General features: G+C 67.6%; 20 protein-coding genes and 7 pseudogenes. 15 read left to right on the top strand and 12 right to left on the bottom strand.

Going from position 1 to position 22,475, the window contains the following annotated elements:
• The first annotated feature begins 170 nt into the window (after nucleotides 1–170).
• Nucleotides 171–677: a peptidylprolyl isomerase gene (locus tag C7T91_RS17225; RefSeq protein WP_108260325.1), complete on the top strand. Its 507-nt coding sequence runs from the start codon at nucleotides 171–173 to the stop codon at nucleotides 675–677.
• Nucleotides 670–1,227, top strand: a complete 558-nt coding sequence (locus C7T91_RS17220; protein WP_108260324.1) for a peptidylprolyl isomerase — start codon at nucleotides 670–672, stop codon at nucleotides 1,225–1,227. Before C7T91_RS17225 ends, C7T91_RS17220 begins: the two co-directional genes overlap by 8 nt.
• A 37-nt stretch (nucleotides 1,228–1,264) precedes the next feature.
• Here the strand turns inward: C7T91_RS17220 and C7T91_RS17215 are convergent, their stop codons facing one another.
• From C7T91_RS17215 to C7T91_RS17205, 3 genes are read right to left on the bottom strand one after another with little or no spacing between them, the layout of a single operon-like run.
• Entirely contained in the window at nucleotides 1,265–2,086 is an 822-nt protein-coding gene (locus C7T91_RS17215; RefSeq protein WP_161555955.1) for an inositol monophosphatase family protein, read from the bottom strand.
• Nucleotides 2,083–2,811 carry a DUF1868 domain-containing protein gene (locus C7T91_RS17210; RefSeq protein ID WP_108260322.1) on the bottom strand — a complete coding sequence of 243 codons (729 nt, stop codon included), beginning with the start codon at nucleotides 2,809–2,811 and terminating at the stop codon, nucleotides 2,083–2,085. The genes C7T91_RS17215 and C7T91_RS17210 overlap by 4 nt, the downstream gene beginning before the upstream one ends.
• The gene (locus C7T91_RS17205; protein ID WP_161555954.1) at nucleotides 2,792–3,157 is read right to left on the bottom strand and encodes a TOBE domain-containing protein; all 366 of its coding nucleotides are present in this window, start codon (nucleotides 3,155–3,157) and stop codon (nucleotides 2,792–2,794) included. The genes C7T91_RS17210 and C7T91_RS17205 overlap by 20 nt, the downstream gene beginning before the upstream one ends.
• On the opposite strand from C7T91_RS17205, the pseudogene rpsF reads away from it, so the two are divergent.
• The 4 genes and pseudogenes from rpsF to C7T91_RS17185 form a co-directional block, all read left to right on the top strand.
• Nucleotides 3,141–3,482: pseudogene (rpsF, locus tag C7T91_RS17200) on the top strand (30S ribosomal protein S6); the annotation flags it as partial. The gene C7T91_RS17205 and the pseudogene rpsF sit on opposite strands and share 17 nt — an antisense overlap.
• 40 nt (nucleotides 3,483–3,522) lie before the next feature.
• Nucleotides 3,523–3,750 (top strand): 30S ribosomal protein S18, encoded by a 228-nt coding sequence (gene rpsR / locus C7T91_RS17195; RefSeq protein ID WP_093361330.1) that lies wholly within the window; start codon nucleotides 3,523–3,525, stop codon nucleotides 3,748–3,750.
• Between the two features lie 11 nt (nucleotides 3,751–3,761).
• Nucleotides 3,762–4,259: pseudogene (gene rplI / locus C7T91_RS17190) on the top strand (50S ribosomal protein L9); the annotation flags it as partial.
• Between the two features lie 321 nt (nucleotides 4,260–4,580).
• Nucleotides 4,581–5,162, top strand: coding sequence for a YceI family protein (locus C7T91_RS17185; RefSeq protein ID WP_108260319.1), 582 nt, complete (start codon nucleotides 4,581–4,583; stop codon nucleotides 5,160–5,162).
• A gap of 37 nt (nucleotides 5,163–5,199) precedes the next feature.
• Here the strand turns inward: C7T91_RS17185 and C7T91_RS17180 are convergent, their stop codons facing one another.
• A complete protein-coding gene (locus C7T91_RS17180; protein ID WP_236638297.1) occupies nucleotides 5,200–5,499 on the bottom strand; it encodes an OB-fold nucleic acid binding domain-containing protein in 300 nt (99 codons plus the stop codon).
• Between C7T91_RS17180 and C7T91_RS17175 the strand changes: the two genes are divergently transcribed.
• The 6 genes from C7T91_RS17175 to C7T91_RS17150 are packed head-to-tail and all read left to right on the top strand — an operon-like array spanning nucleotide 5,444 to nucleotide 10,975.
• Entirely contained in the window at nucleotides 5,444–5,731 is a 288-nt protein-coding gene (locus C7T91_RS17175; protein WP_161555953.1) for a TOBE domain-containing protein, read from the top strand. The genes C7T91_RS17180 and C7T91_RS17175 overlap by 56 nt on opposite strands.
• A gap of 38 nt (nucleotides 5,732–5,769) precedes the next feature.
• Nucleotides 5,770–7,065 (top strand): extracellular solute-binding protein, encoded by a 1,296-nt coding sequence (locus tag C7T91_RS17170; protein WP_108260316.1) that lies wholly within the window; start codon nucleotides 5,770–5,772, stop codon nucleotides 7,063–7,065.
• A gap of 57 nt (nucleotides 7,066–7,122) precedes the next feature.
• On the top strand, nucleotides 7,123–8,052 hold the full coding sequence (locus C7T91_RS17165) for a carbohydrate ABC transporter permease (protein WP_108260315.1): 930 nt from the start codon (nucleotides 7,123–7,125) through the stop codon (nucleotides 8,050–8,052).
• A complete protein-coding gene (locus tag C7T91_RS17160; RefSeq protein ID WP_108260314.1) occupies nucleotides 8,052–8,891 on the top strand; it encodes a carbohydrate ABC transporter permease in 840 nt (279 codons plus the stop codon). Before C7T91_RS17165 ends, C7T91_RS17160 begins: the two co-directional genes overlap by 1 nt.
• 33 nt (nucleotides 8,892–8,924) lie before the next feature.
• Nucleotides 8,925–9,698 (top strand): class II aldolase/adducin family protein, encoded by a 774-nt coding sequence (locus C7T91_RS17155; RefSeq protein ID WP_108260313.1) that lies wholly within the window; start codon nucleotides 8,925–8,927, stop codon nucleotides 9,696–9,698.
• Nucleotides 9,695–10,975, top strand: a complete 1,281-nt coding sequence (locus tag C7T91_RS17150) for an LLM class flavin-dependent oxidoreductase (protein ID WP_108260312.1) — start codon at nucleotides 9,695–9,697, stop codon at nucleotides 10,973–10,975. The genes C7T91_RS17155 and C7T91_RS17150 overlap by 4 nt, the downstream gene beginning before the upstream one ends.
• Here the strand turns inward: C7T91_RS17150 and C7T91_RS31695 are convergent.
• Nucleotides 10,878–11,342, bottom strand: a complete 465-nt coding sequence (locus C7T91_RS31695) for a tetratricopeptide repeat protein (protein ID WP_145962921.1) — start codon at nucleotides 11,340–11,342, stop codon at nucleotides 10,878–10,880. The two genes, C7T91_RS17150 and C7T91_RS31695, sit on opposite strands and share 98 nt — an antisense overlap.
• Before the next feature lie 192 nt (nucleotides 11,343–11,534).
• Between C7T91_RS31695 and C7T91_RS36010 the strand changes: the two are divergent.
• Nucleotides 11,535–13,193, top strand: a pseudogene (locus tag C7T91_RS36010) (thiamine pyrophosphate-dependent enzyme); the annotation flags it as partial.
• On the opposite strand, the pseudogene dusA reads toward C7T91_RS36010, so the two are convergent.
• Nucleotides 13,194–14,078: pseudogene (dusA, locus tag C7T91_RS36005) on the bottom strand (tRNA dihydrouridine(20/20a) synthase DusA); the annotation flags it as partial.
• On the opposite strand from dusA, the gene C7T91_RS38540 reads away from it, so the two are divergent.
• A complete protein-coding gene (locus C7T91_RS38540) occupies nucleotides 14,055–15,329 on the top strand; it encodes a tyrosine-type recombinase/integrase (RefSeq protein WP_330848863.1) in 1,275 nt (424 codons plus the stop codon). The pseudogene dusA and the gene C7T91_RS38540 overlap by 24 nt on opposite strands.
• 417 nt (nucleotides 15,330–15,746) lie before the next feature.
• On the opposite strand, the gene C7T91_RS17140 is transcribed toward C7T91_RS38540, so the two are convergent.
• The 6 genes and pseudogenes from C7T91_RS17140 to C7T91_RS17120 form a co-directional block, all read right to left on the bottom strand.
• Nucleotides 15,747–16,442, bottom strand: a complete 696-nt coding sequence (locus C7T91_RS17140) for an ABC transporter permease (protein WP_108260310.1) — start codon at nucleotides 16,440–16,442, stop codon at nucleotides 15,747–15,749.
• Nucleotide 16,443: 1 nt separating this feature from the next.
• Entirely contained in the window at nucleotides 16,444–17,124 is a 681-nt protein-coding gene (locus C7T91_RS17135) for an ABC transporter permease (protein WP_108260309.1), read from the bottom strand.
• 33 nt (nucleotides 17,125–17,157) lie between these two features.
• Nucleotides 17,158–17,922, bottom strand: coding sequence for a transporter substrate-binding domain-containing protein (locus C7T91_RS17130; protein ID WP_108260308.1), 765 nt, complete (start codon nucleotides 17,920–17,922; stop codon nucleotides 17,158–17,160).
• A 55-nt stretch (nucleotides 17,923–17,977) separates the two neighbouring features.
• Nucleotides 17,978–18,253: pseudogene (locus C7T91_RS35995) on the bottom strand (histidine/lysine/arginine/ornithine ABC transporter ATP-binding protein); the annotation flags it as partial.
• Between the two features lies 1 nt (nucleotide 18,254).
• Nucleotides 18,255–19,499, bottom strand: a pseudogene (gene tig, locus C7T91_RS17125) (trigger factor); the annotation flags it as partial.
• An 872-nt stretch (nucleotides 19,500–20,371) separates the two neighbouring features.
• Nucleotides 20,372–21,760, bottom strand: a pseudogene (locus C7T91_RS17120) (heme lyase CcmF/NrfE family subunit); the annotation flags it as partial.
• A gap of 234 nt (nucleotides 21,761–21,994) precedes the next feature.
• Between C7T91_RS17120 and C7T91_RS17115 the strand changes: the two are divergent.
• Nucleotides 21,995–22,474: a hypothetical protein gene (locus tag C7T91_RS17115; protein WP_108260305.1), complete on the top strand. Its 480-nt coding sequence runs from the start codon at nucleotides 21,995–21,997 to the stop codon at nucleotides 22,472–22,474.
• The last annotated feature ends 1 nt before the right edge of the window (nucleotide 22,475 follow it).

Genomic DNA, 22,475 nt, shown 5'->3' with positions numbered 1-22,475 from the left:
ACCGGAGTCGTGACGGTTCGGCCCCGGCGCGTCAACCGCGCCATCTGACGCCCTCCTGCCGGGGCCCCTCCGCCTGCCGCGGAACGCCGCGCGGAACCTTGCCGGGCGGGGTTTGCATTCGCCCGCGGCTCCGCCTAGTGTCCGCCCGACCCGTTACGAGAGGACCTGTCATGGCCGAGATCAAAGATCCGGAAAACACCATCATCATCGAGCTGAAGGACGGCCCGGTGACCATCGAGCTGCTGCCCGACGTGGCGCCGAAGCATGCCGAGCGGATGAAGGAACTGGCGCGCGCAGGCAAGTACGACAATGTCTGCTTCCACCGCGTGATCGACGGCTTCATGGCGCAGACCGGCGACGTGGAGCACGGCAACATGGAAGACGGCTTCAACATCCGCCGCGCCGGCACCGGCGGCTCGGACATGCCCGACCTGCCGGCCGAGTTCTCCAAGCTGCCGCATGACCGCGGCACGCTGGGCGCGGCGCGCTCGATGAACCCGAACTCCGCGAACTCGCAGTTCTTCATCAACTTCGCCGACAACCACTTCCTGAACGGCCAGTACACCGTCTACGGGCGCGTGCTGTCGGGCATGGAGCATGTCGACAAGATCGTGCGCGGCGAGCCGCCGGCGAGCCCCGACCGCATGATCTCGGTGAAGGTCGCCGCGGATGCGTAACCTGGTTGCGGCTTTCGCGATCCTGGCTGCGGGTCCGGCGCTGGCCACCGGGCTCGACATCCAGGTCGCGGGCGAGGCATCCGGCCTCGTCCATATCGAGCTGTTCGACGATGTCGCGCCCGAGCATGTCAAGCAGCTGGCCACGCTGGCCGAAGAGGGCGCCTATGACGGCGTCGTCTTCCACCGGGTGATCGACGGCTTCATGGCGCAGACCGGCGATGTCGAGTTCGGCAAGTCCGACGCGGACGGCTTCGACATGCGCCAGGCAGGCCGCGGCGGGTCGCAGCTGCCGGACCTGAAGGCCGAGTTCTCCGACCGCACCTTCGACCGCGGCACCGTCGGCATGGCGCGCGCCTCGGATCCGGACAGCGCGAATTCGCAGTTCTTCATCATGTTCGCCCCGGCGGGCCACCTGAACGGCCAGTACACGGTCGTCGGCGAGGTGACCGAGGGCATGGACGTGATCGATGCGATCAAGCGCGGCTCGGGCCGCAACGGCGCGGTGGTCGGCGAGCCCGACCGCATGGTCAAGGTCACCGTCACCGAGTGATCCCGGCGCCGGGCCCTGGGGCCCGGCTCCTTCCGACTCACCAGGCGAGCGCGGCGATGTCCCCGGCCAGCGCGCGCGACCCGGCCGCGATGATCCGGCCGCTCTGCCGCGACGGTGCATAGGCGCCGCCATCAGCCAGCACGCATCCCCCGGCTTCCTCCAGCGCCAGCACCCCGGCGGCATGGTCCCAGGGGTTGGCCGTGCTGTTGACCGCGAAATCCGCCTGGCCCGAGGCCAGCATCCGGTATTCGTGGCAGGAGCAGCGCAGCGAACGGACATTGCGCGCCCCCTCGAAGGCCTGCATCAGCCGGGTGCGATCGGGCCCATGGCAGAGCTCCAGCGGCACCGTGCCCTCGGCCTCTTCCAATCCGGCCGCCTGCCGCACGGCGAGCCTGCGCCGCTGCCCGTCGGCGGTGACATGATGCGCGCCGCCGCCGCGATGCGCCTCGACCCAGTCATCGGCCAGCGGATCGTAGAGCAGGCCGAACACCGTCTCTCCATCGCGCAGCACCGCCAAGATCACGCCGAAGACGCCGAGCCCGCGGGCGAAGTTGAAGGTGCCGTCCACCGGGTCGATCACCACGCAGGTGCCCGGGGCCATCGACCGCTCGATCAGCCCCGGATCGGCGGCGGCGGCTTCCTCGCCCAGCACGCCGCAGCCCGGCAGCACGCTCCTTGCGCCCGCCGCCAGGAAAGCCTCGGCTTCGCGGTCGGCGACGGTCACCAGGTCGGTCGGATCGCCCTTGGCGTCGATCTCCGCCCCCGCGAGGTTGCGGAAGCGCGGCAGGATGATTTCCTTGCCCGCCTGCCGGACCAGCGCGACCAGCGCCGCGGCCTCGTCCGTGCGGAGCGCGCTCACAGCAGCACCAGCGGTTCGAAATGGTGCATGTGCTCGAAATTGCACAGCTCCACCCGGCCGAGCCGGATATCCTGCAGGCGGTGGCCATGTTCGGCGAAAAGCGCCTGCGACAGCGCGGTGACCTCTTCGGCCTCGCTGTCGCCGAGCCAGCGCAGCAGATAGGCCAGCGTGATGTGGAAAGTGTAGGTCGCGTAGCCCTCGGGTTCGATGCCGGTGGCCTGGCGCAGTTTCGCGCGGGTGTCGCGCAGGCCGTCCTCGTCCGGGCCGATGCCGTCGACGGTCATCGAATGGCCGCCGAACACCTCGAGCGCGCGGATGCGGCGGCTTGCGGGCAGCGCGATCCCCTCGAGCCGCTGTTTCAGCACCGCGGTCACTTGGTTGCGGGTCGCGCCCCGGTCCACGCCCTCGGGCCAGTCGAAGCGGTTGGCGAAGGGACCGGAGATGCCCTGGAACACCGTCATGTGCAGCGACTCGCCCGGCAGGAAGGAGAAGCAGCCGGCATGCGGCCCGGCCATCAGCCCGGCGCGGATCTCCATCAGCGCGGCATGGGCGTCGCTTGCCGGGTCGACATGGCAGATCATCGTGTTGCCGGGCCAGATCAGCAGCTGGCCGCCGGGCGTGAACTTGCCGCCGCCGCCGGGTTCGGAAATGCCCGGAGGCACGGAGAGCCCGGGGCGGGTGCGGCCGGTGAGATACTCGATCGGGTCAGGACGGAAGGTGGTCATGCTCTGCTTTCATGGTCGCGGGGGCGGGACGGGCGGCAAGCGCCCGGCCGGTGGAAATGTCGAAGAGATGCAGCGCATCCGCGGCGGGCGCGATGCGCAGATCGGCGGGCAGGGCGGCGCGGCTGCCCAGATCGGTGGCCATGCGCAGCCCGGTGCCGTCGGACAGCCGCAGCGTCAGGACGGCATGGGCGCCCAGATCCTCGCGATAGGTGACGGCGGCGGGCAGCCCGTCCGCCGCCGGACGGATCTGCTCGGGACGGATGCCGAGGATGGCCGCGCCGCGATGCGGATGGCGGGCGACGGGGGTGCCGTCCGACAGGCGCAGGTGGCTGCCGTCGCCGGTCACGTCGATCAGGTCGCGTCAGGACCTGTCCAACGCGCAGGCCGAAGGTCTTGTGGAACACTTCTCCACCGTCCTGTCGGACAACGGCGGCAAAGTCGTCGAGTCCGAGTACTGGGGCGTCAAGACGATGGCCTACAAGATCAACAAGAACCGCAAGGGCCACTACTCCTTCCTGAAGACCGACGCGCCCGCGCCGGCCGTGCAGGAAATGGAACGCCTGATGCGCCTGCATGACGATGTCATGCGCGTCATGACCATCAAGGTCGACGAGCATGCCGAGGGCCCCTCGGTCCAGATGCAGAAGCGCGACGAACGNCGACCGCGGCGACCGCCGCCCGCGCGACCGCGACCGGTAAGGAGAGACAGACATGGCCACCAAACCGTTTTTCCGCCGCCGCAAGGTCTGCCCGTTCTCCGGCGAGAACGCGCCGAAGATCGACTACAAGGACACGCGTCTGCTGCAGCGCTACATCTCCGAGCGCGGCAAGATCGTCCCGTCCCGCATCACCGCCGTCTCGGCGAAGAAGCAGCGTGAGCTGGCCCGTGCCATCAAGCGCGCCCGCTTCCTCGCCCTGCTGCCCTACGCCGTGAAGTAAGGAGCGACATCATGGATGTGATTCTTCTCCAGCGCGTCGCCAAACTCGGCCAGATGGGCGAAGTCGTCTCGGTCAAGGACGGCTACGCACGCAACTTCCTGCTGCCGACCGGCAAGGCGCTGCGCGCCTCGGACGCCAACGTGAAATCCTTCGAGGCCCGCAAGGCCCAGCTCGAGGCGGACAACCTCGAGACCAAGAAGGAAGCCGAGGCTTTTGCCGCCCGTCTCGACGGCCAGCAGTTCATCGTCATCCGCTCCGCTTCGGATGCCGGCGCGCTCTACGGCTCGGTCACCCCGCGTGACGCAGCCGACGCCGCGTCGGCCGAGGGCTTCGCCCTCGACCGCAAGCAGGTCAAGCTGTCGAAGCCGATCAAGGAACTGGGCCTGCACACCGTGCACGTGACCCTGCACCCGGAAGTCGAAGTCGACATCGCGCTGAACGTCGCCCGTTCCAAGGAAGAAGCCGAGCTGCAAGCCTCCGGCAAATCGATCCAGGAACTGGCCGCCGAACAATGAAGACATGCTCGTAGAGAGGCATGTGTGCTCCAGTTCTGTTCAGGCGCGTTTCATAGAAGCGGATGATCCCTTCGCCCCGCTCCGCGAGAGGCCGCGCCGTTCATCTGTGTCTGCGAAGGATGCGCCTTCATACACATTTTCCGCGGCGTGGCAAGGCCTGTCGGGCGGGTGTCGGCAGGGGCCATGCGGCATGGAGGCACAGATCGCCGCAGTTCTGTTCGCTGTTGCACAAGGAACGTGAAAATAGCCGGAATGGACTTGGCGCGGGGGAGGCCCGACATTCTGCGGGAACACACAATCCTCCGGAGTTGATCCATGAAGACCTTCCTGCTTGCCACTGCCCTGTCCGCTGCTGCCGCAACCGGCGCCATGGCTGCCGAGACCTACACCGTCGACACCACCCACGCCCAGATCGTCTACAACTACAACCATCTGGGCTTCTCGACCACCTACGGCATGTTCTCGGACATCACCGGCGAGATCCAGTTCGACGAAGCCGATCCGGCAGCCTCCTCTGTCTCCGTGACCTTCCCGGTCGCGTCGCTGTTCACCGGCGATGACGAGCGCACCACGCATTTCAAGACCGATGACTTCTTCGGCGCAGAGGCGAACCCGGAAGCCACCTTCACCTCGACCGCGATCGAAGTGACCGGCGAGAACACCGCCAACATCACCGGCGACCTGACGCTGAACGGCATCACCAAGCCGGTGACGCTGGAAACCACCATGACCCAGATGGGCGAGCACCCGATGGCCGGCAAGCCGTGGATCGGCTTCAACGCCAGCACCACCATCATCCGCTCGGATTTCGACATGGGCATGTTCGCGCCCTACGTCTCCGACGAGGTCGAGGTCTTCATCTCGATCGAGGCCATGGACGCGTCCGCCGAAGGCTGAGCCAGTCCTGCCAGGGAGTTCCCGAGGGGCCGTCTGTTCAGGGCGGCCCTTTCGCATGCGGGGGGTCCGGCTCCGCCAGCGCGTCGAGCAGCGCGGAGAGATCCTCCACCTCCTCGGCGACGACATGGGTGATGCCGGCCTCGCGCTGCAGCCGCCCGGTCACCCGCAGCAGCCGCCCGGCGATCACCGCGCGGCGGAAGCGGTCGTAGATGCCGCGCCAGACGATCACGTTGGCCACGCCGGTCTCGTCCTCGAGCGTCACGAAGATCACGCCTTTGGCGGTGCCCGGGCGCTGCCGCACCAGCACCAGCCCGGCCACGGTCACGCGCGCTGGCATCCGCCCCGAGGCCTTCGCCGCCGCCGATGCCGCGGCCTGCGCCTTCCGCGCGCAGGCGACGATGGTCGAGCATCTGGGCGCCACGTCGCTCGTGCATTTCTCCCATGCCGGACAGGACTGCGCCGCGCTGATGGAGCCTGCCGCCGCGCCGCGCGCCGGGCAGGACGTGCTGCTGTCGGTGGATCCGTCGCGGCTTTGCCTTTTCGACGCGGATTCGGGCCGCGCCGTCTGACGACCAAGAAAAAAGACCCCGACAGGAAGGATTTGACGATGAAACCAGTGCTGTTCGCCACTCTGATCGGGGGCACCGCGCTTGCCGCGCTGCCCGCGCTTGCCCAGGACGCCGCCTGCGAGGGCGAGCCGGTGACGCTGCGCATCCTGCGCACCCCCGGCAACTATCCCTATCCGGCGCCGATGGAGGCCTGGCAGAAGGACCACCCCTGCGTTTCCTTCGAGATCAACGAGGTGCCGTTCGCCCAGCTCGCCGACACGATCTCGGTGCAGGCCTCGTCGGACAATCCGCCGGACATCCTGGTCTATGACGGGCCGAACACCCAGTCCTATGCCAAGGCGGGGATCCTGCTGCCGCTGACCGGATACCTGCCCGAGGGCTGGGACGACGAGATCCTGCCCGCGACCAAGGCCGAACACAGCTACGATGGCGAGGTCTACAGCCCCGGCATCGAGCAGACCACGGTCGCGATGTACTACAACAAGGCGCTGACCGGCGCGGCCGGGATCACCCCGCCGCAGACGCTCGACGAGGCCTGGACCTGGCCCGAGGCGCTGGAGGCGTTCAAGGCCTGCCAACAGGGCGAGCCGGGCGCGCCTGAGGTCTGGGGGCTGGGGCCGACGCGCTTCGGCAACGGCCAGCCGGGGCTGGTCTACCAGGACCTGATCTACCAGCGCTCCGCGGGCGACCCGGACGCCGATCCGGAGAGCTCCGCCTGGAAGACCTTCTGGGCGATGGCGCCGGATGGCTCGACCGCCGAGGGCTATCTCGACACGCCCGAGGCGATCGAGGCTCTGGACTTCTACCGCAGCCTCTTCAATGAGGAGGGCGTCGCGCCGAAAGCCGGGATCCCGAACGCCTTCTTCGACGGCAAGGCCTGTTTCTACATCGACACGCCCGCGGCCGGTTCGGCGCTGCTGAAGGATCCGGTGATCGAGTGGGGCATCACCCCGATCCCGTATTTCAAGACGCCGGTCGTGCATACCGGATCGACGACGTTCGGGGTCGCCTCGCGCTCGCGCCATCCGGAGATCGCCGTCCAGTTCGCGGTCGACATGGCCTGGGGCGAGTATGCCTACATGAATGTCAGCCAGCGCGGCAACCTGCCGACCCTGGCATCGCTCTTCGAGCGCTTCCCGGTCTATCAGGACTACCCGATGAAGGTCTTCGTGGACCAGCTCGAGGCTTGGGGCCAGCCGCGCCCGCCGAGCCCGCATTTCGCCCAGTATGACCGCATCGTCACCGACGCGCTGCGCTCCGTCGCCTTCGGCGGCGACCCCGAAGAGGCGATGGCCGATGCCGAGCGCGAGGTCGCCCGCGCCCTGCGCCGCTGACCTGACATCCCCTGCCGGGCGGCCCGCGGGCGGCCCGGCCCCTTTCTCGGAGCTTCCATGACCGCGATCGACTGCCCGGGCCTTGCCGCCCCGACACGCCCGCGCCGCACTCCGCGGCAGAGACGGGACACCCGCGCGGCTTACGCCTTCGTCGCGCCCTTCCTGTTCCTGCTCCTGCTGTTCCAGTACATTCCGCTGGCGATGATGGCGAAGAACGCCTTCATGGACTATTCGCTGCTCAACCCGGATGCGGCGAAATTCGTGGGCCTGCTGAATTTCGAGGACATGCTGGTCTTCGACGATGCGCGCGAGAGCCTGGCCGCGACCTTCCTCTTCGCGTTCGGCGTGGTGGCGATCGTCATTCCGCTCGGCTTCGTGCTGGCGCTGTTCCTGAATTCGAAGCTGCCCGCGCGCGGCATCGTGCGCACCATCATCATGCTGCCCGTCGTCACGTCGGCGGTGGTCGTCGCGACCATGTGGAATTTCCTGCTCGACCCGTCGAACGGGCTGGTCAACGGCGCGGTCACGGCGGTAGGCCTGCCGCGCCAGCCTTTTCTGACCTCGCCGGACCAGGCGCTCGTCATGATCGCCGTGATGACCGCCTGGCAGCAGGTCGGCTTCGCCGCGATCCTGTTCCTCGGCGGGCTGCAGGGCGTGCCGAAGGAGCTGGCCGAGGCCGCCCGGATCGACGGCGCGACCGCCGGGCAGGTTCTGTGGAACATCACCATTCCGCTCTTGTCGCGCACCACGCTCTTCGTCGTGGTGATCATGACCGTCTTCTCGCTCCAGGCCTTCGCGCCCGCCTTCCTGATGACAGATGGCGGCCCGCAGGACAGCACCAACCTGATCGTCTACCACATCTACAAGACCGCCTTCGTCATGCAGAATGCGGGCTATGCCTCGGCGCTGTCGGTGGTGCTGCTCGTGATCGTCCTCGGTATCTCGCTGCTGCAGATGTGGCTTCTCCGCGCAAGGTGGAACTACTGATGGCCCGTTTCCGCAAGCCCGTGCTGCTGGCCCTCGTGCTGGCGCTGATCCTGCTGTGCTTCTTCGCGCCGTTCCTGTGGATCGTGTCGAACAGCTTCAAGCCGCAGCTCGGCATCTTCTCCGACGTCACGCCGATCAGCTGGCGGACTTTCCTGCCGATGGACCCGGTCTGGGAGAACTACCGCTCGCTCTTCGCCCGCACCAACATCCTGCAGGCGCTGCTGAACACCGCGATCGTCGCGGCGGGGCAGGTGGCGCTGACGCTGCTCCTCTGCGCCATGGCCGCCTATGCGCTGACCCGGATCAGGTTCCGCGGCTCGCAGGCGGTCTTCGTGGTGATCCTGCTGACCTTCCTCTTGCCGGTCGAGGCGCTCCTTGTGCCGCTCTACCAGGTGGTCTCGGGGCTCGGCCTGTCGAACACGCTCACGGGCATCATGATTCCCTGGATCGCCTCGCCTTTCGGGCTGTTCCTGTTGAAGCAGGCCTTCGAGGAGCTGCCGCGCGACCTCGAGGACGCCGCCCGCATCGACGGGGCCGGTCATCTGCGTATCTTCGTCTCGGTGATCCTGCCGAACGTCAAGGTGCCGCTGCTGACGCTCGGGCTCGTCACCTTCCTCTTCTCCTGGAACAGCTTCCTCTGGCCGCTCGTCATCGCGCAGAGTCCCGAGGTGCAGGTGATCCAGGTTGCCATCGCCCAGCAGGGCTCGCCTACGCAATTGCCGAACTGGGGCGAGACCTTCGCTGGCGCCACCGTTGCCACGCTTCCGCTGATCGTCCTGTTCCTGCTGCTGCAGAAATACTTCACGCAGGGCATGGCGATGAGCGGGATCAAGGGCTGAGACATGCCCGCAAGACCTGAAAAGGGACCTGAAATGACCGACTATCCGAAGCCCGGCCGCTATTCCGACGCGGAATGGGAGGCGCGGGTCAGCCTTGCCGCCTGCTACCGCATGGTGGCCAAACTGGGGCTCGACGACCTGATCTACAACCACATCTCGCTGCGCGTGCCGGGGACCAAGGACCAGTTCCTGATCAATCCCTACGGCCATCTCTTCGGCGAGATCACCGCCTCGTCGCTGGTCAAGATCGACACAAGCGGCGAGGTGATCGAGGAGACGCCGCATAGCGTCAACAAGGCCGCCTTCGTCATCCATGCCGCTGTGCACAAGTCGCGCGAGGATGCCCATTGCGTGCTGCATACCCATTCGGACGCCTCGACCGCCGTCTCGGGCCAGCCCGAGGGGCTGCTGCCGCTGACCCAGTTCGCGATGCGGTTCTACAACCGCCAGGCCTTCCACGAATATGAAGGCGTCGCGATCGACGAGGCCGAGCAGCAGCGCATCATCGCGCATTTCGGCGACAACCCGGTGATGCTGATGCGCAACCACGGCATCCTGACCGTCGGCCGCACGCCGGGCGAGGCCTTCATGCTGCTCTATTATTTCGAGCGCGCCGCGAAGATCCAGCTCCAGATGCAGGCCGCCTGCGCCTCGGGGATCGCGCTGGTGCTGCCCGAGCCCGAGGTCTGCGAGAAGGCCGCCCGCCAGTTCTGGGAAATGCAGGGCGACATCCTGATCCCGGGCGAGCGGGAATGGCCGGCGCTGATGCGCGATCTCGACCGTGCCGATGCCGGGTACCGGGCATGAGCCGCGAAATCCGCCTCGGGCTGTTCCTGCTCGGCACCGGCAGCCATATCTCGGGCTGGCGGATGGCGGGCGCCGCCGACGATTTCTCGGATCTCGCGCAGATCCAGGAGATCTGCGAGGAGGCCGAGCGCGGCCTCTTCGACCTGATTTTCATGGGCGACAACCTCAATGCCGATCCGTCCGCGCATCCCTCCTATTGCGCGCGGCTGGAACCGCTGACCATGCTGTCGGCGGTTGCGATGTCGACCTCGCATATCGGGCTCGGCGCGACGGCCTCGACCACCTATGGCGATCCCTGGAGCCTGGCGCGCGCCTTCGGGTCGCTCGACCACATCTCGGGCGGGCGCGCGGCCTGGAACTCGGTGACGACTTCGAACCCGCAGGCGGCGGCGAATTTCGGCACCACCCATCCCGACCATGCCAGCCGCTACGAGATGTCGGCGGAATTCATCGAAGTGGCGAAGAAGCTCTGGGATGCCTGGGAACCGGAGGCGATGCCGAAGGACCGGGAGACCGGCGCCTATTTCGATCCGGCGAAGATCCATCCGGTCGACCATGACGGCAAGTTCTTCAAGGTGAAGGGCCCGGTCAACATGCCGCGCAGCCCGCAGGGGCGGCCGCTGATCCTGCAGGCCGGCGGCTCCGAGCCGGGGCAGGAGCTGGCGGCGAAACATGCCGATGTGGTCTTCACCGTCACCCAGGACCGCGGCGAGGCGGCCGACTTCTATGCCGGGCTGAAGGCGCGCCTGCCGAAGAACGGCCGCAAGGCGGAGGACCTCGTGGTCCTGCCGGGCGTCATGCCGGTGGTGGGCCGCACCGAGGCGGAGGCGCGCGAAAAGCTCGCCCGGCTGATGGGCTTCGTCGACGACACCACTGCGCTCGGGATGCTGTCAGAACGGTTCAACACCGATTTTTCCGGCGCCGATCTCGACGGGCCGATCCCCGATCTGGGCGAGAACGACGCCTATCACGCCTTCGCCCGCGCCATGCTGTCGAAGGCCAGGCGCGAGAACATGACGCTGCGCGACCTCTATGCGCTGGTGGCGGCGGCGCGCGGCCACTGGGTGCTTTGCGGCTCGGCCGAGCAGGTGGCGGACACGCTGCAGGACTGGTTCGAGACCGGCGCGGCGGACGGGTTCAACATCATGCCCGGCTGGTTCATGGAGGGCTTCACCGATTTCATCGATCTGGTGGTGCCGATCCTGCAGGCGCGCGGCCTCTACAAGACCGGCTATGCGCCGGGCACGCTGCGGGACAAGCTGGGCCTGCCTGCGTGATCTGGCAGCACCGGAACGGCGCGGGACGGGTCTCGCTGGCGGAGGCGGGCGGAACCGGCGCGCCCCTGGTGCTGGTCCATGGCTGGGGCGGCAGCAGCGCGCAATGGCAGGCGCTGCTGCCCGGGCTGTCCGCGGGGTCCGCGGCAATGGCGCGGTCCCAGGCGGCGACCGCTTCGCCGGCCTGCCCGGCCGCCTCGTGCCATTCGCCCAGGCGGTACCAGCCTGCGGCCCAGTCGGGGACCAGCGCCATGGCATCTCCCAGCACCTCGATCGCCGCGGCCAGGTCGCCCGACAGTGCCAGACCTTCGGCGAATTCCAGGCGGCGGTCCGCATCCAGCCGTCCCGAGCTCGCGCAGATTGCGTTCATGTGTCCATCATCCGAGAGGGCTGCTCGTCGGGCCGGGTCTCCGGCCGCACGCGGCAGCACACGCCACACCCTCGCTCCGGGTGCGGTCCTGCCGATAGCCGGCCTGCCGGTTTCCGGTCAAGCGGCATCGCGGGGCTTGCGGCGCGGCAAGGGCTGCGGCAGCGTCGGCGCAGGGGAACGGGAGGACTGTGCATGGCAGGAAATGGCGGCAAGCTTCTGGTCGAGTGTCTCGTCGCGCTCGGCGCCAAGAAGGCGTTCGGCGTGCCGGGGGAAAGCTATCTGGCAGTGCTCGACGCGCTGCACGACACCAGGGGCGTGCTGGATTACGTGCTGTGCCGCCACGAGGGCGGCGCTGCCTTCATGGCCGCCGCCTGGGGCAAGCTGACCGGCGAGCCCGGTATCTGCATGGCCACGCGCGGTCCGGGCGCGGCCAATGCCGCGATCGGGGTCCATACGGCGATGCAGGACAGCGCGCCGATGATCCTCTTCGTCGGTCAGGTCGGCACGGACATGAAGGGGCGCGAGGCCTTCCAGGAGCTGGACTACCGCGCGGTCTTCGGGACGATGGCGAAATGGGCGGTGGAGATCGACCGCACCGACCGCATCCCCGAGATCCTGTCGCGGGCCTGGACCCTCGCCGTGTCGGGACGGCCCGGTCCGGTGGTGGTCGCGCTGCCCGAGGACATGCTGTCCGGCCTGACCGATGCGGCGCCCTTGCGCGGGCCGGTGGCGGTGGCCGAGCCGCATCCCGATCCGGAGGCGATGCAGCGCCTGCACGGGATCCTGTCCGGGGCCCGCCGCCCGCTGATCCTGCAGGGCGGCTGCAACTGGCGCGGCGCGGGGACGGCGCCGATCCAGCGCTTCGCCGAGGCCAGCGACATTCCCGTGGTTTCGGTCTTCCGCTACCAGGACCGGTTCGACAACGGCTCGCCGGTGTTCTGCGGTGAGGCCGGGGTCGGCATGGCGCCGCATGTCCGGCGGCTGATCTCGGAGGCCGATGCGGTCCTCGCGGTCAATGCCCGCTTCGGCGAGAACTCGACCGCTGGCTACACGCTGCTCGACGTGCCGTTGCCGCGGCAGCGGCTGATCCATGTCCATGGCGACGCGGCCGAGCTGGGCAAGGTCTATGCCCCGGAGCTGGCGATCCAGGCGGGGCCGAATGCCTTCGCTGCCGCGCTGGAGGCCATGGCGCCGGTCAAGGCGGCCGATCCGGCCTGGCGCGCTGCGGCGCGCGCTGCCTATCTGGAGGGGTTCGGCCTGCCGGACCTGCCGTCGCCGGTCGACATGGGCAAGGTCTGCGCGCATCTGCGCGAAGTGCTGCCGCCCGATGCGGTGATCACCAACGGGGCGGGGAATTTCGCGGTCTGGCCGGGCCGGTTCCTGCAGTACCGTCCCGGGATGCGCCACCTGGCGCCGCAGGCCGGGGCGATGGGCTACGGCCTGCCCGCCGCGATTGCCGCCAAGATCGCCGATCCGGGGCGGACGGTGGTGTGCTTCGCCGGGGACGGAGACTTCCAGATGACCTGCCCGGAGCTGGCCACCGCGCTGCAGGCCGGCGCACAGCCGATCGTGCTGATCCTCAACAATGGCATCTACGGCACGATCCGCGCCCATCAGGAGCGCAGCTATCCCGCCCGGGTCAGCGGCACGACCATGGAGAAGAACCCGGATTTCGTCGCGCTGGCGCGCGCCTACGGCTTCCATGCCGAGCGGGTCGCGACGACGGCGGATTTCCCGGAGGCCTTCGCCCGCGCGATGGAGGCGCCCGGCGGCGCGGTGCTGGACCTTGCGATCTCGCCCGAGGCGCTGACCCCGGGCGCGAGCCTCAGCCAGATGCGGGCGGCAGCGCTGGGCTGCCGCGGTCGAGAGATGCCGCCGCCAGGCCCGCGCGCCGGGACGTCCGGCGAAAAGCCCCAGCATGTGGCGCGTCACCGAATGCGCCCGGCCGCCCGCCGCGACATGCGCCTCGATATAGGGGATCATGGCGCGGGCTGCCTCCTCGGCACTGGCCTGCGGGGCATCCGCGCCGAAAATGCGGCAGTCGGCCTCCGACAGGATCGCGGCCGGTTCGTGATAGGCAGCGCGGCCGATCATCACCCCGTCGAGCCCTTGGGCCAGGAAGGCCTCGGCCTCGTCCAGCGAGGCGATGCCGCCATTGACCGAGACATGCAGCTCGGGGAAGCGGTGCTTCATCGCGACGACCAGCGGATAGTCGAGCGGCGGGATGTCCCGGTTCTCCTTCGGGCTCAGGCCTTTCAGCCAGGCCTTGCGGGCATGCACCGCGAAGCGCCGCACGCCCGAGGCCGCCACGGTTTCGAGGAAGGCCGGCAGCACCTCTTCGGGCACGTCGTCATCGACGCCGATCCGGCATTTGACAGTGACCTCCGCCGGGCTCGCCGCGATCATCGCCGCCGCGCAGCGCACCACCAGCTCCGGGTCCTTCATCAGCACCGCCCCGAAACAGCCCGACTGCACCCGGTCCGACGGGCAGCCGACATTCAGGTTGATCTCGCCATAGCCCGCCTGCCAGCCGATTGCCGCGGCCTCGGCCAGCTCCTCCGGATCGGAGCCGCCGAGCTGCAGCGCCAGCGGATGTTCCACGGCGTCATGGTCCAGAAGGTGCAGCGCGCCGCCGCGGACCAGCGCGGGCGCGGTGACCATCTCGGTATAGAGCAGCGTTTCCTTCGACAGCTGCCGGTGCAGCATCCGGCAATGGCGGTCAGTCCAGTCCATCATCGGCGCCACGGACAGACGAGAGGCTTTGCAAATCAATGCTTTAGAGGTGTTGTTCGCGTTTTGGTCCATAGTCCGTTCGTCTGGATTTGTCGTTATGAATCAAGGTTTCCCATGATTGATGTTCAACCGATAGTCCTGAGGACTACCAAATCACAGGCGAGGACTACCAGCTTGAGGACTATCATAGAGCGAAAGCGCGCCGATGGCACGCCGTCTTTTCGTGCGCAAATCGTCATCAAGGAAGGCGGCCGCGCCATCCATCAGGAATCCCGGAGCTTCGACCGCCACACGACCGCCGCGGCCTGGATGAAGCGCCGGGAGAAGGAGCTAAGAGCACCCGGCGGGCTCAAGGTGGCCAAGAGCAACGCCGCGACGCTGTCGGACGCCTTCACGGCATATGTCGAGGACCACAAGCGGAAGATCGGGAAGACCAAAGCGCAGGTGCTGCGCTCGATCGGAGGTCACGACATCGCCACCATGCGGTGTGACGAGATCAAGAGCGACGACATCGTTGCATGGGCGCGCTGGCTGCTTACGGAAAGAGGCGCCAGCACGGTCGGCAACTACCTGTCCCACCTCTCCGCCGTGGCCGTAGTGGCGGAGCCAGCTTGGGGCATGCCGCTTGACCACAAGGAATTCCGAAAGGCGCGGGCCGTGACGCTGCGGCTCGGCCTAACCGCCAAGAGCAACAAGCGCGACAGGCGGCCGACTCTGGCCGAGCTTGATCGGTTGATGACCCACTTCCACGAGACCTGGATGCGCGGTCGGTCAATGCCCATGCACCGCGTCGTCGCGTTCGCAATCTTCTCGACGCGCCGCCAGGACGAAATCTGCCGGATCGCATGGGCCGACTACGAACCAGACCACCAGCGCGTTCTGGTCAGGGACATGAAGCACCCCGGAGAGAAGATCGGCAACGACGTGTGGTGCGAAGTTCCGCCTCGGGCCGCACATGTGATGGAGGCGCAGCGCGGCGCCGAAGAGGCGCGGATCTTCCCCTATACCGCCGACGCGATCAGTGCGGCCTTCTCGCGCGCTTGCAAGCTGCTTGGGATTGAAGACCTGCGGTTCCACGACCTGCGCCATGAAGGCGTCTCCTGCCTTTTCGAGCAGGGCCGCACGGTGCCGCTGGCCGCCAGCGTGTCCGGGCACCGCTCCTGGGGCAGCCTGCAGCGCTACAGCCATATCAGGAAGACCGGGGACCGTTTCGACGGATGGCCATGGATAGACCGAATTGGGCGCGACGCGTGAGACGCACGATCCTCAATCCAGATCATCCCGCACATCCGCCAGCGCGTTGACGCCAGAGCCATATGCCAGCCGCGACTCTGTCACCTGCCCCATCGCGCCGCAGGCCGAACACCGCAGGCACGCTAGCAGAGCTGGCCGGTCAAATGTCGGATCATCGATCGGCACGGCGCCGACGTGGCCACAGCGGCACCAGGCGTGGAGCGTGTATGGCAACTAACCCTCACTCAGGAGGGCCCACCGCAGTGTGGCCACGTGTCACCACCCTGGTTCTGGTTGCTGCAAGAATCAATTTGAATTGAACCTCTGAACCGCCGCGGGTCTGTCGGAGGCTTTGACTACACGGCCGGAGCCGCGGCGCGGCTGATGGCCCGGAGGTTCCGCCGGCAGGCCCGCCGTGTCGCCGACCCGCGCCGCGGCTCAGCGGGCCTGGGTGATGTAGCGGTTGTAGCGCGCTTCGAGCAGGCGGAAGATCCAGCTGATCAGCAGCGTCAGCAGGTAGTAGATCACCCCGGCGATGACGAAGACTTGGATCGGCTGGTAGGTTGCCGAGGCTGCCAGCCGCGCCACGCCGGTCAGTTCCAGAAGCGTGATCGTCGAGGCCAGCGAGGTGCCCTTCATCAGGATGATCACCTCGTTCGAATAGGCCGGCAGGCAGATCGAGAAGGCGCGCGGCAGGATCACCAGCCGGTAGGTCTTGGCCATGGCCATGCCGCAGGCGCGTGCCGCCTCGATCTCGCCCTTCGGCACGGCGAGGATGCCGCCGCGGACGATCTCGCCGGAATAGGCGGCGGTGTTCAGCACGAAGGTGATCAGCGCGCAGACATAGGCCTCGCGCAGCACGGGCCAGAGGAACGAGCTGCGGACGAAGTCGAACTGGCCGAGCCCGTAATAGACGAGGAAGATCTGCACCAGCAGCGGCGTGCCGCGGAAGAACAGCGAATACCCGCTGGCCAGCCCCGCGACGAGGCGGTTCTCCGAAAGCCGCGCCAGAGCGACCGGGATGGCGAGGCACAGCCCCAGCACGGCGGAGATCGCCACCAGCTGGACGGTCAGCCAGGTCCCCGACAGCAGGTCGAAGCCGTAGCGCTGGAAGAGGTCGGCGAAGATCTGCATGTCAGCGCGCTCCCGGCATGCCGCGGCTGGCGCGCTTCTCGGCCTTGGCGATGATCCACATCGACACCAGCGTGATGATCAGGAACATCAGCGAGGCGACGAGGTAGAAGGTGAAGGGTTCGCGGGTCGACTGCGCCGCCTGCTGGGCCTTGCGCATCACGTCGTCGAGCCCGATCACCGAGACCAGCGCCGTGTCCTTGACCGAGCCCTGCCAGAGATTGCCGAGACCGGGGATCGCGACCCGCCAGATCTGCGGCAGCTGGATGTAGCGGAAGCACTGCCAAGCCGAGAAGCCATAGGCGCGGCCGGCCTCGATCTGGCCCTTCGGCACCGACTGGAAGGCGGCGCGGAAGGTCTCGGAGGCATAGGAGCCGAAGACCAGCGTCAGCGCGGCGAGCCCGGCGAAGAACGGGCTGATGTCCGGGGCGCGGTCGCCGAAGACCTGCCCCAGCATCTGCGTGCCGCCGAAATAGATGACCAGCAGCACCAGGAATTCCGGGATGCCGCGCAGGAAATTGGTCACCCAATAGGCCGGCCGGGACAGCCAGCCATGGCGCGACAGCTTGGCCAGCGCCAGCAGGAGCCCGAGGATCAGCCCCAGCACCGCGGTCGAGACCGCCAGCTTCAGCGTGGTCGCCAGCCCCAGAAGGAGCAGCGGCAGATATTCGGTCACCGGCCCCATGCGCCGCTCCTTCCGTTCCCGGCCGTCACGGCATCACTTCGGCGAAATGTCCGAGCTCATGTATTTCGCGTTGATCTCGGCATATTTGCCCGAGGCGATGATCGCGGCCAGCGCCTCGTCGAATTTCGCCTTCAGCTCGGCATCGTCCTTGCGCAGCCCGATGCCCGCGCCCTCGCCGAGGATCGGATCGTTGACCGGCTCGCCAACCTGGGCAAAGCCCGCGCCATCGCCGGAGGCGAGGAATTCCTCGATCACCACGGAATCCGCGAAGACCAGGTCGACCCGGCCCGAGACCAGGTCGAGCGTCGCGGCGTCGAGCGTGTCGTAGTACTGGACGCGGGCGCCGGGCAGCTTCTGGTCGACATAGTCGGCCATGGTGGTGCCGCGCTGCACGCCGATGAACTTGCGCTTCAGAGCGTCCGCGTCCAGCTCCAGGCCGGCATCGGCCGGACCGATGAAGAGGCCGGGGGTGGCATAGTAGGGGCCCGCGAAGTCGATCGCCTTCAGCCGGTCCTCGGTGATGAACATCGAGGCGATGATCGCGTCGATCTTGCCGGCGTTCAGCGCCGGGATCAGCCCGTCGAAGCTCTGGTTCGAGATCTCGCAGGTCACCTGCATCTCCTCGCAGAGCGCCTCGGTGATCTCGACATCGAAGCCGGTCAGCTCGCCCGAGGGCAGGACATAGGCGAAGGGCCGGTAGGAGGCCTCGGTGCCGATGGTCAGCGTCTCCTGCGCGGCGGCGGGCAGGGCGGCGCCGGCCAGGAGCGCGGCGGAGAGCAGGGCGGTGATGCGGGACATGGCAGTGCCTTCCTTGTCTGGGCGTCCGGGCGGGGCGTCCGGCCCGGCGCGATGGCTATTTCAGGCTGCCCGACAGGAACTGCCGGAAGCGCTCGGAATTGGGGTTGGCCAGAAGCTCGCGGGGCTCGCCTTCGTCCTCGACGATGCCCTGGTGCAGGAACATGACCTTGTTGGCGGCCTCGCGGGCGAAGCCGATCTCGTGGGTGACGACCAGCATGGTGCGGCCCTCCTCGGCAAGGCCGCGCATCACGCGCAGCACCTCGTTGACCAGCTCCGGGTCGAGCGCCGAGGTCGGTTCGTCGAAGAGCATCACCTCGGGGTCCATGGCGAGAGTCGACGACCTTGTCTTCGAAGATCGGGGCGCGCAGCTGCTGCTGGGCCTGGGCGTTCTGCTGGATGAACTCGAAGAACTGGCGTTCCTGGCCCGGATACTGGCGCGCCTGCGCCATGACCGCCTGGGTCATCTCGGCTTCGGTCACTTCGATCTCGTTCACGCGGCCCAGCTCGGCCAGCAGCAGGCCGAGACGGACGCGGCGCTCGGCGAGCTTGTTGTGCTCGTCGGTCGGCGTGATTTCCGGATGGTCATGGCCGTGCACGTCGGGGTTTTCCTCGTGCCACAGCTGGTGCGCGATCTGGCCTGCCTCTGCCTCGACCAGGGTCGGCGGCAGCTCGAAGGACACCAGGCCGTCCAGCGCGTCCAGCAGCTTGCGCTTCTGGACCTGGCGGGACGCACCGGCGTATTCCGCTTCCAGGCGCTCGCCGATCTGGGCCTTCAGCGCGTCCAGCGACTCGGCGCCGTACTGCTTGGCCAGCTCGTCGTCGATCGCGGTCGGCTTCGGCGTGTCGATGTGCTTGATGGTGCAGTCGAAGGTGGCTTCCTTGCCGGCCAGGTGCTCGGCGCGGTAGTCATCCGGGAACTTGACGGTGACGGTCTTCTCGTCGCCGACATGCACGCCTTCCAGCTGCTCTTCGAAGCCCGGGATGAACTGGTTGGAACCCAGCTCCAGCGGGAAGTCCTCGGCCGAGCCGCCTTCGAAGGGCTCGCCGTCAACCTTGCCGACGAAGTCCATGGTGACCTTGTCGCCCTTCTCGGCATAGCCGCCCTCGATCCGGTCTTCCCAGCTCTTGGCGTTCTCTGCGAGGTTCTTCAGGGCTTCGTCCACTTCCTCGGCGGACGCCTTGACGACCAGCTTCTCCAGCGAAATCGACTTCAGGTCGACTTCCGGGATTTCCGGCAGCTTCTCGTAGGACATTTCGACGGCGACGTCGTCGCCCTCTTTCCAGTCCTCGTTGGTCATCTTGACCTGCGGCTGCAGCGCCGGACGGTCGCCGGACTGCTCGAAGTGCTCGGTCATCGCGCCGTCGATGGCTTCCTGCATGGCCTCGCCCAGGATGCGCTGGCCGAACTGCTTCTTCAGCAGCGGCAGCGGAACCTTGCCCTTGCGGAAGCCCTTCATCTCGATTTCCGGCTGCGCTTCGGTGAGCTTCTCGACCACCTTGGCGTCCAGCTCGGCCGCCGTCACGGTGATCTCGTAGCCGCGCTTCAAACCTTCGTTCAGGGTCTCGGTGACCTGCAACGTGTTCGAGCTGGCACAGGTCACCGAGACCGAAGTCTCCAAGGAAGACCTGGAGAAGGCAGTCGAGGCGCTGGAAGACGAGTGATCGTCTGCCGCACGGCAAAGCTCTTGCAGGGGCGGGTCTTCGGACCCGCCCTTTTGCGTTCCGGGCCGGCCTGCCGCGGCATCGCGCGTTCCCAGCGGTGTTAACCATTTGTTCATGTAAAACTTGAGAGAATCCGGCTCCGGCCCCCATGAAGGCTGGCCGGGCTGTCCCGGCTGCGTTCCTTCCATTCCGGAGCCTGGCCTCATGTGCCGTTTTCTTCCGCAGGCCGCCGCGGCGGTCCTTCTGCTCTCCGTTTCCGCCGCTTCGGCCTCCGTCGTGACTGCCGACCTCTTCGGCCGGACCTCGATCGACGGCGAGACCCTGACGCTCGATCTCGATGGCGATGGCACCGTCGATCTGAGCCTCCGCGACTTCCGCAGCGCCGCCATGCCGAGGGGCAGCTATGACAGCGAGATCGTCGCCAGCGCCCATGCGGGGACCGGGATCACCGGCGGGCCGGCCTTGGCGGCCGGGGACCTCGTTGACGGCAGGCTGGCCTTCGCGAGCGTGTCGAAGCTGGCCGATCTCTACTACAACGCCGCCTCCGGCAAGAGTTCCCATGCCGGCAGCTGGGCGGCGGATGGCGGCATGGTGCGCGGCTATCTCGGCTTCGCGCTGAGCGCGGCGGACGGGCCGCATTACGGCTGGCTCGATCTCGGGGTGAAGGGCGGCGGCGAGGTGACGCTCTACGGCCTCGGCTGGGAAACCGTGGCGGGCGTGGCCATCAAGGCCGGCAGCACCGAGAGCCTGCCGCCCGGCGCCGAGGTTCCGCTGCCCGCCTCGGGCCGCCGAGGATCAGCCAGACGCCTAGCCCGATGCCGATCGGCGCCAGTGCCGAGCGGCCGGTCTGCACCGCATAGGCCAGGAGCCCGACCGCCACGGCCAGCGCCGCCATCGGCCAGAGCTGCACCCAGGCGCGGCCGAGCTTGCCGCGCTTCCAGGGCAGCACCGCACCGAAGGGCAGGATGACCGCCATCAGCACCATGAAGGGGGTGAAGGCCGCGTTGAAGAAGGGCGGGCCCACGGTCAGCGTGCGGCCGAAGAGCAGTTCGGCGACCAAGGGCCAGATCGTGCCGATGAAGACCACGAAGCACGAGACCGCCAGCAGGATGTTGTTCGCCACCAGCGCGCTTTCGCGGCTGACGAGGCCGAAGACGCCCTTAGAGGTCAGCGCGCCGGCGCGGGCCGCGTAGAGGGTCAGCGCGCCGCCCATGAAGACCGCGAGGATGGCGAGGATGAACACCCCGCGCTCGGGATCGTTGGCGAAGGCGTGGACCGAGGTGATCACGCCCGAACGCACGATGAAGGTGCCGATCAGCGAGAAGCCGAAGGCGAGGATCGCCAGCAGGATGGTCCAGTTCTTCAGCGTCTCGCGCTTTTCGACGACGATCGCGCAATGCAGCAGCGCCGCGGCGATCAGCCAGGGCATGAAGGAGGCGTTCTCCACCGGATCCCAGAACCAGAAGCCGCCCCAACCGAGCTCGTAATAGGCCCACCAGGAGCCGAGCGCGATGCCGACGGTCAGGAACATCCAGCTGACCAGCGTCCAGGGCCGCACCCAGCGGCCCCAGGCGGCATCGACCCGCCCCTCGATCAGCGCCGCCACGGCGAAGGAGAAGGTCAGCGACAGCCCGACATAGCCGAGATAGAGAAACGGCGGATGGAAGGCGAGGCCCGGATCCTGCAACAGCGGGTTCAGGTCCTGCCCGTCCATCGGCGGCACGGCGAGCCGCAGGAACGGGTTCGAGGTGAACAGGATGAAGGCAAAGAAGGCCGCCGAGATCGCCGCCTGCACCGACAGCACGCGGGCCTTGAGGCTGGGCGGCAGATTGCCCCCGAACCAGGCCGCGAGCGCGCCGAACAGCGTCAGGATCAGCACCCAGAGCAGCATCGAGCCCTCGTGGTTTCCCCAGACCCCCGAGACCTTGTAGATCATCGGCTTCAGGCTGTGGGAATTCTCGGTGACGAGCTTCAGCGAGAAGTCCGAGGTGACGAAGGCATGGGTGAGCGCGGCGAAGCTGAAAGCGGTCAGCAGGAACTGCGCCGTCGCCGCCGGAACGGCCGCCGCCATCCAGGACTGCCAGCCGCGCTGCGCGCCGATGAAGGGCACGACCGTCTGGAACAGCGCGACGAAGCCGGCGAGGATCAGCGCGAAATGGCCGAACTCTGAAATCATGGGGGCCTCCTTCCCGTGGCTTGCCTTCTTCTAGCCGCCGCTGCCGCCCGCGCCAAGGGCCGCGGCCTGCCATCAAGGTCCTGCACGCAGATGTGTTGACAGGTGCCGCGCGGCGTCCGGACCCGCCCGGCGGCGGAAAACCCGACCCGGGAACCGTTTGGAATTCCGGACAACCTCAGGTAGCATTCACGAAGTCTTTACCGCTCATGGACCGCGCCGGAGGAGGAGCCCGCCATGCCCATAGACGTCTACCTCAAGATCCCCGATATCGACGGCGAGTCGCAGATCGCCGAGGCCGAACGGCTGGTCAAGGAATACGGCAGCCAGCTGACCGAGGAGGCCGCCGACCTGCTGCTGGCCTTTGCCGCGGTTGCCGACCGCCAGGACATCGACAGCTTCGATTTCTCCAGCCTGACCGCGCCGCCGCCGGGCACCCGCGCCGCCAGCGAAGAGATCACGCTCAATTTCACCAAGATCACCTTCGATTACGACCCCGAGGCCGGCGGCCGCGCGGGGATGCTCGAGACCCGCGCCTATGCCGCCGAGCTGGAGGCCATGCTGGAGGACCAGGGCTTCGACCTGAAGGTGAAAACCACCGGCACGAATTCCATCGATTTCTACCTGAAGCTCGACGGCGTCGAGGGCGAGGCACAGGACCGCAGCCCGCCGGATGGCCCCGACCTCACCGATACCGGCGATTTCTTCCTGCTCTGAC

This window comes from Mangrovicoccus ximenensis (genome assembly GCF_003056725.1).
GTDB classification, from domain to species: Bacteria; Pseudomonadota; Alphaproteobacteria; order Rhodobacterales; family Rhodobacteraceae; genus Mangrovicoccus; species Mangrovicoccus ximenensis.
Note: the sequence above shows the minus strand (reverse complement) of the source record. Positions and strands in the feature narration are given on the sequence as shown.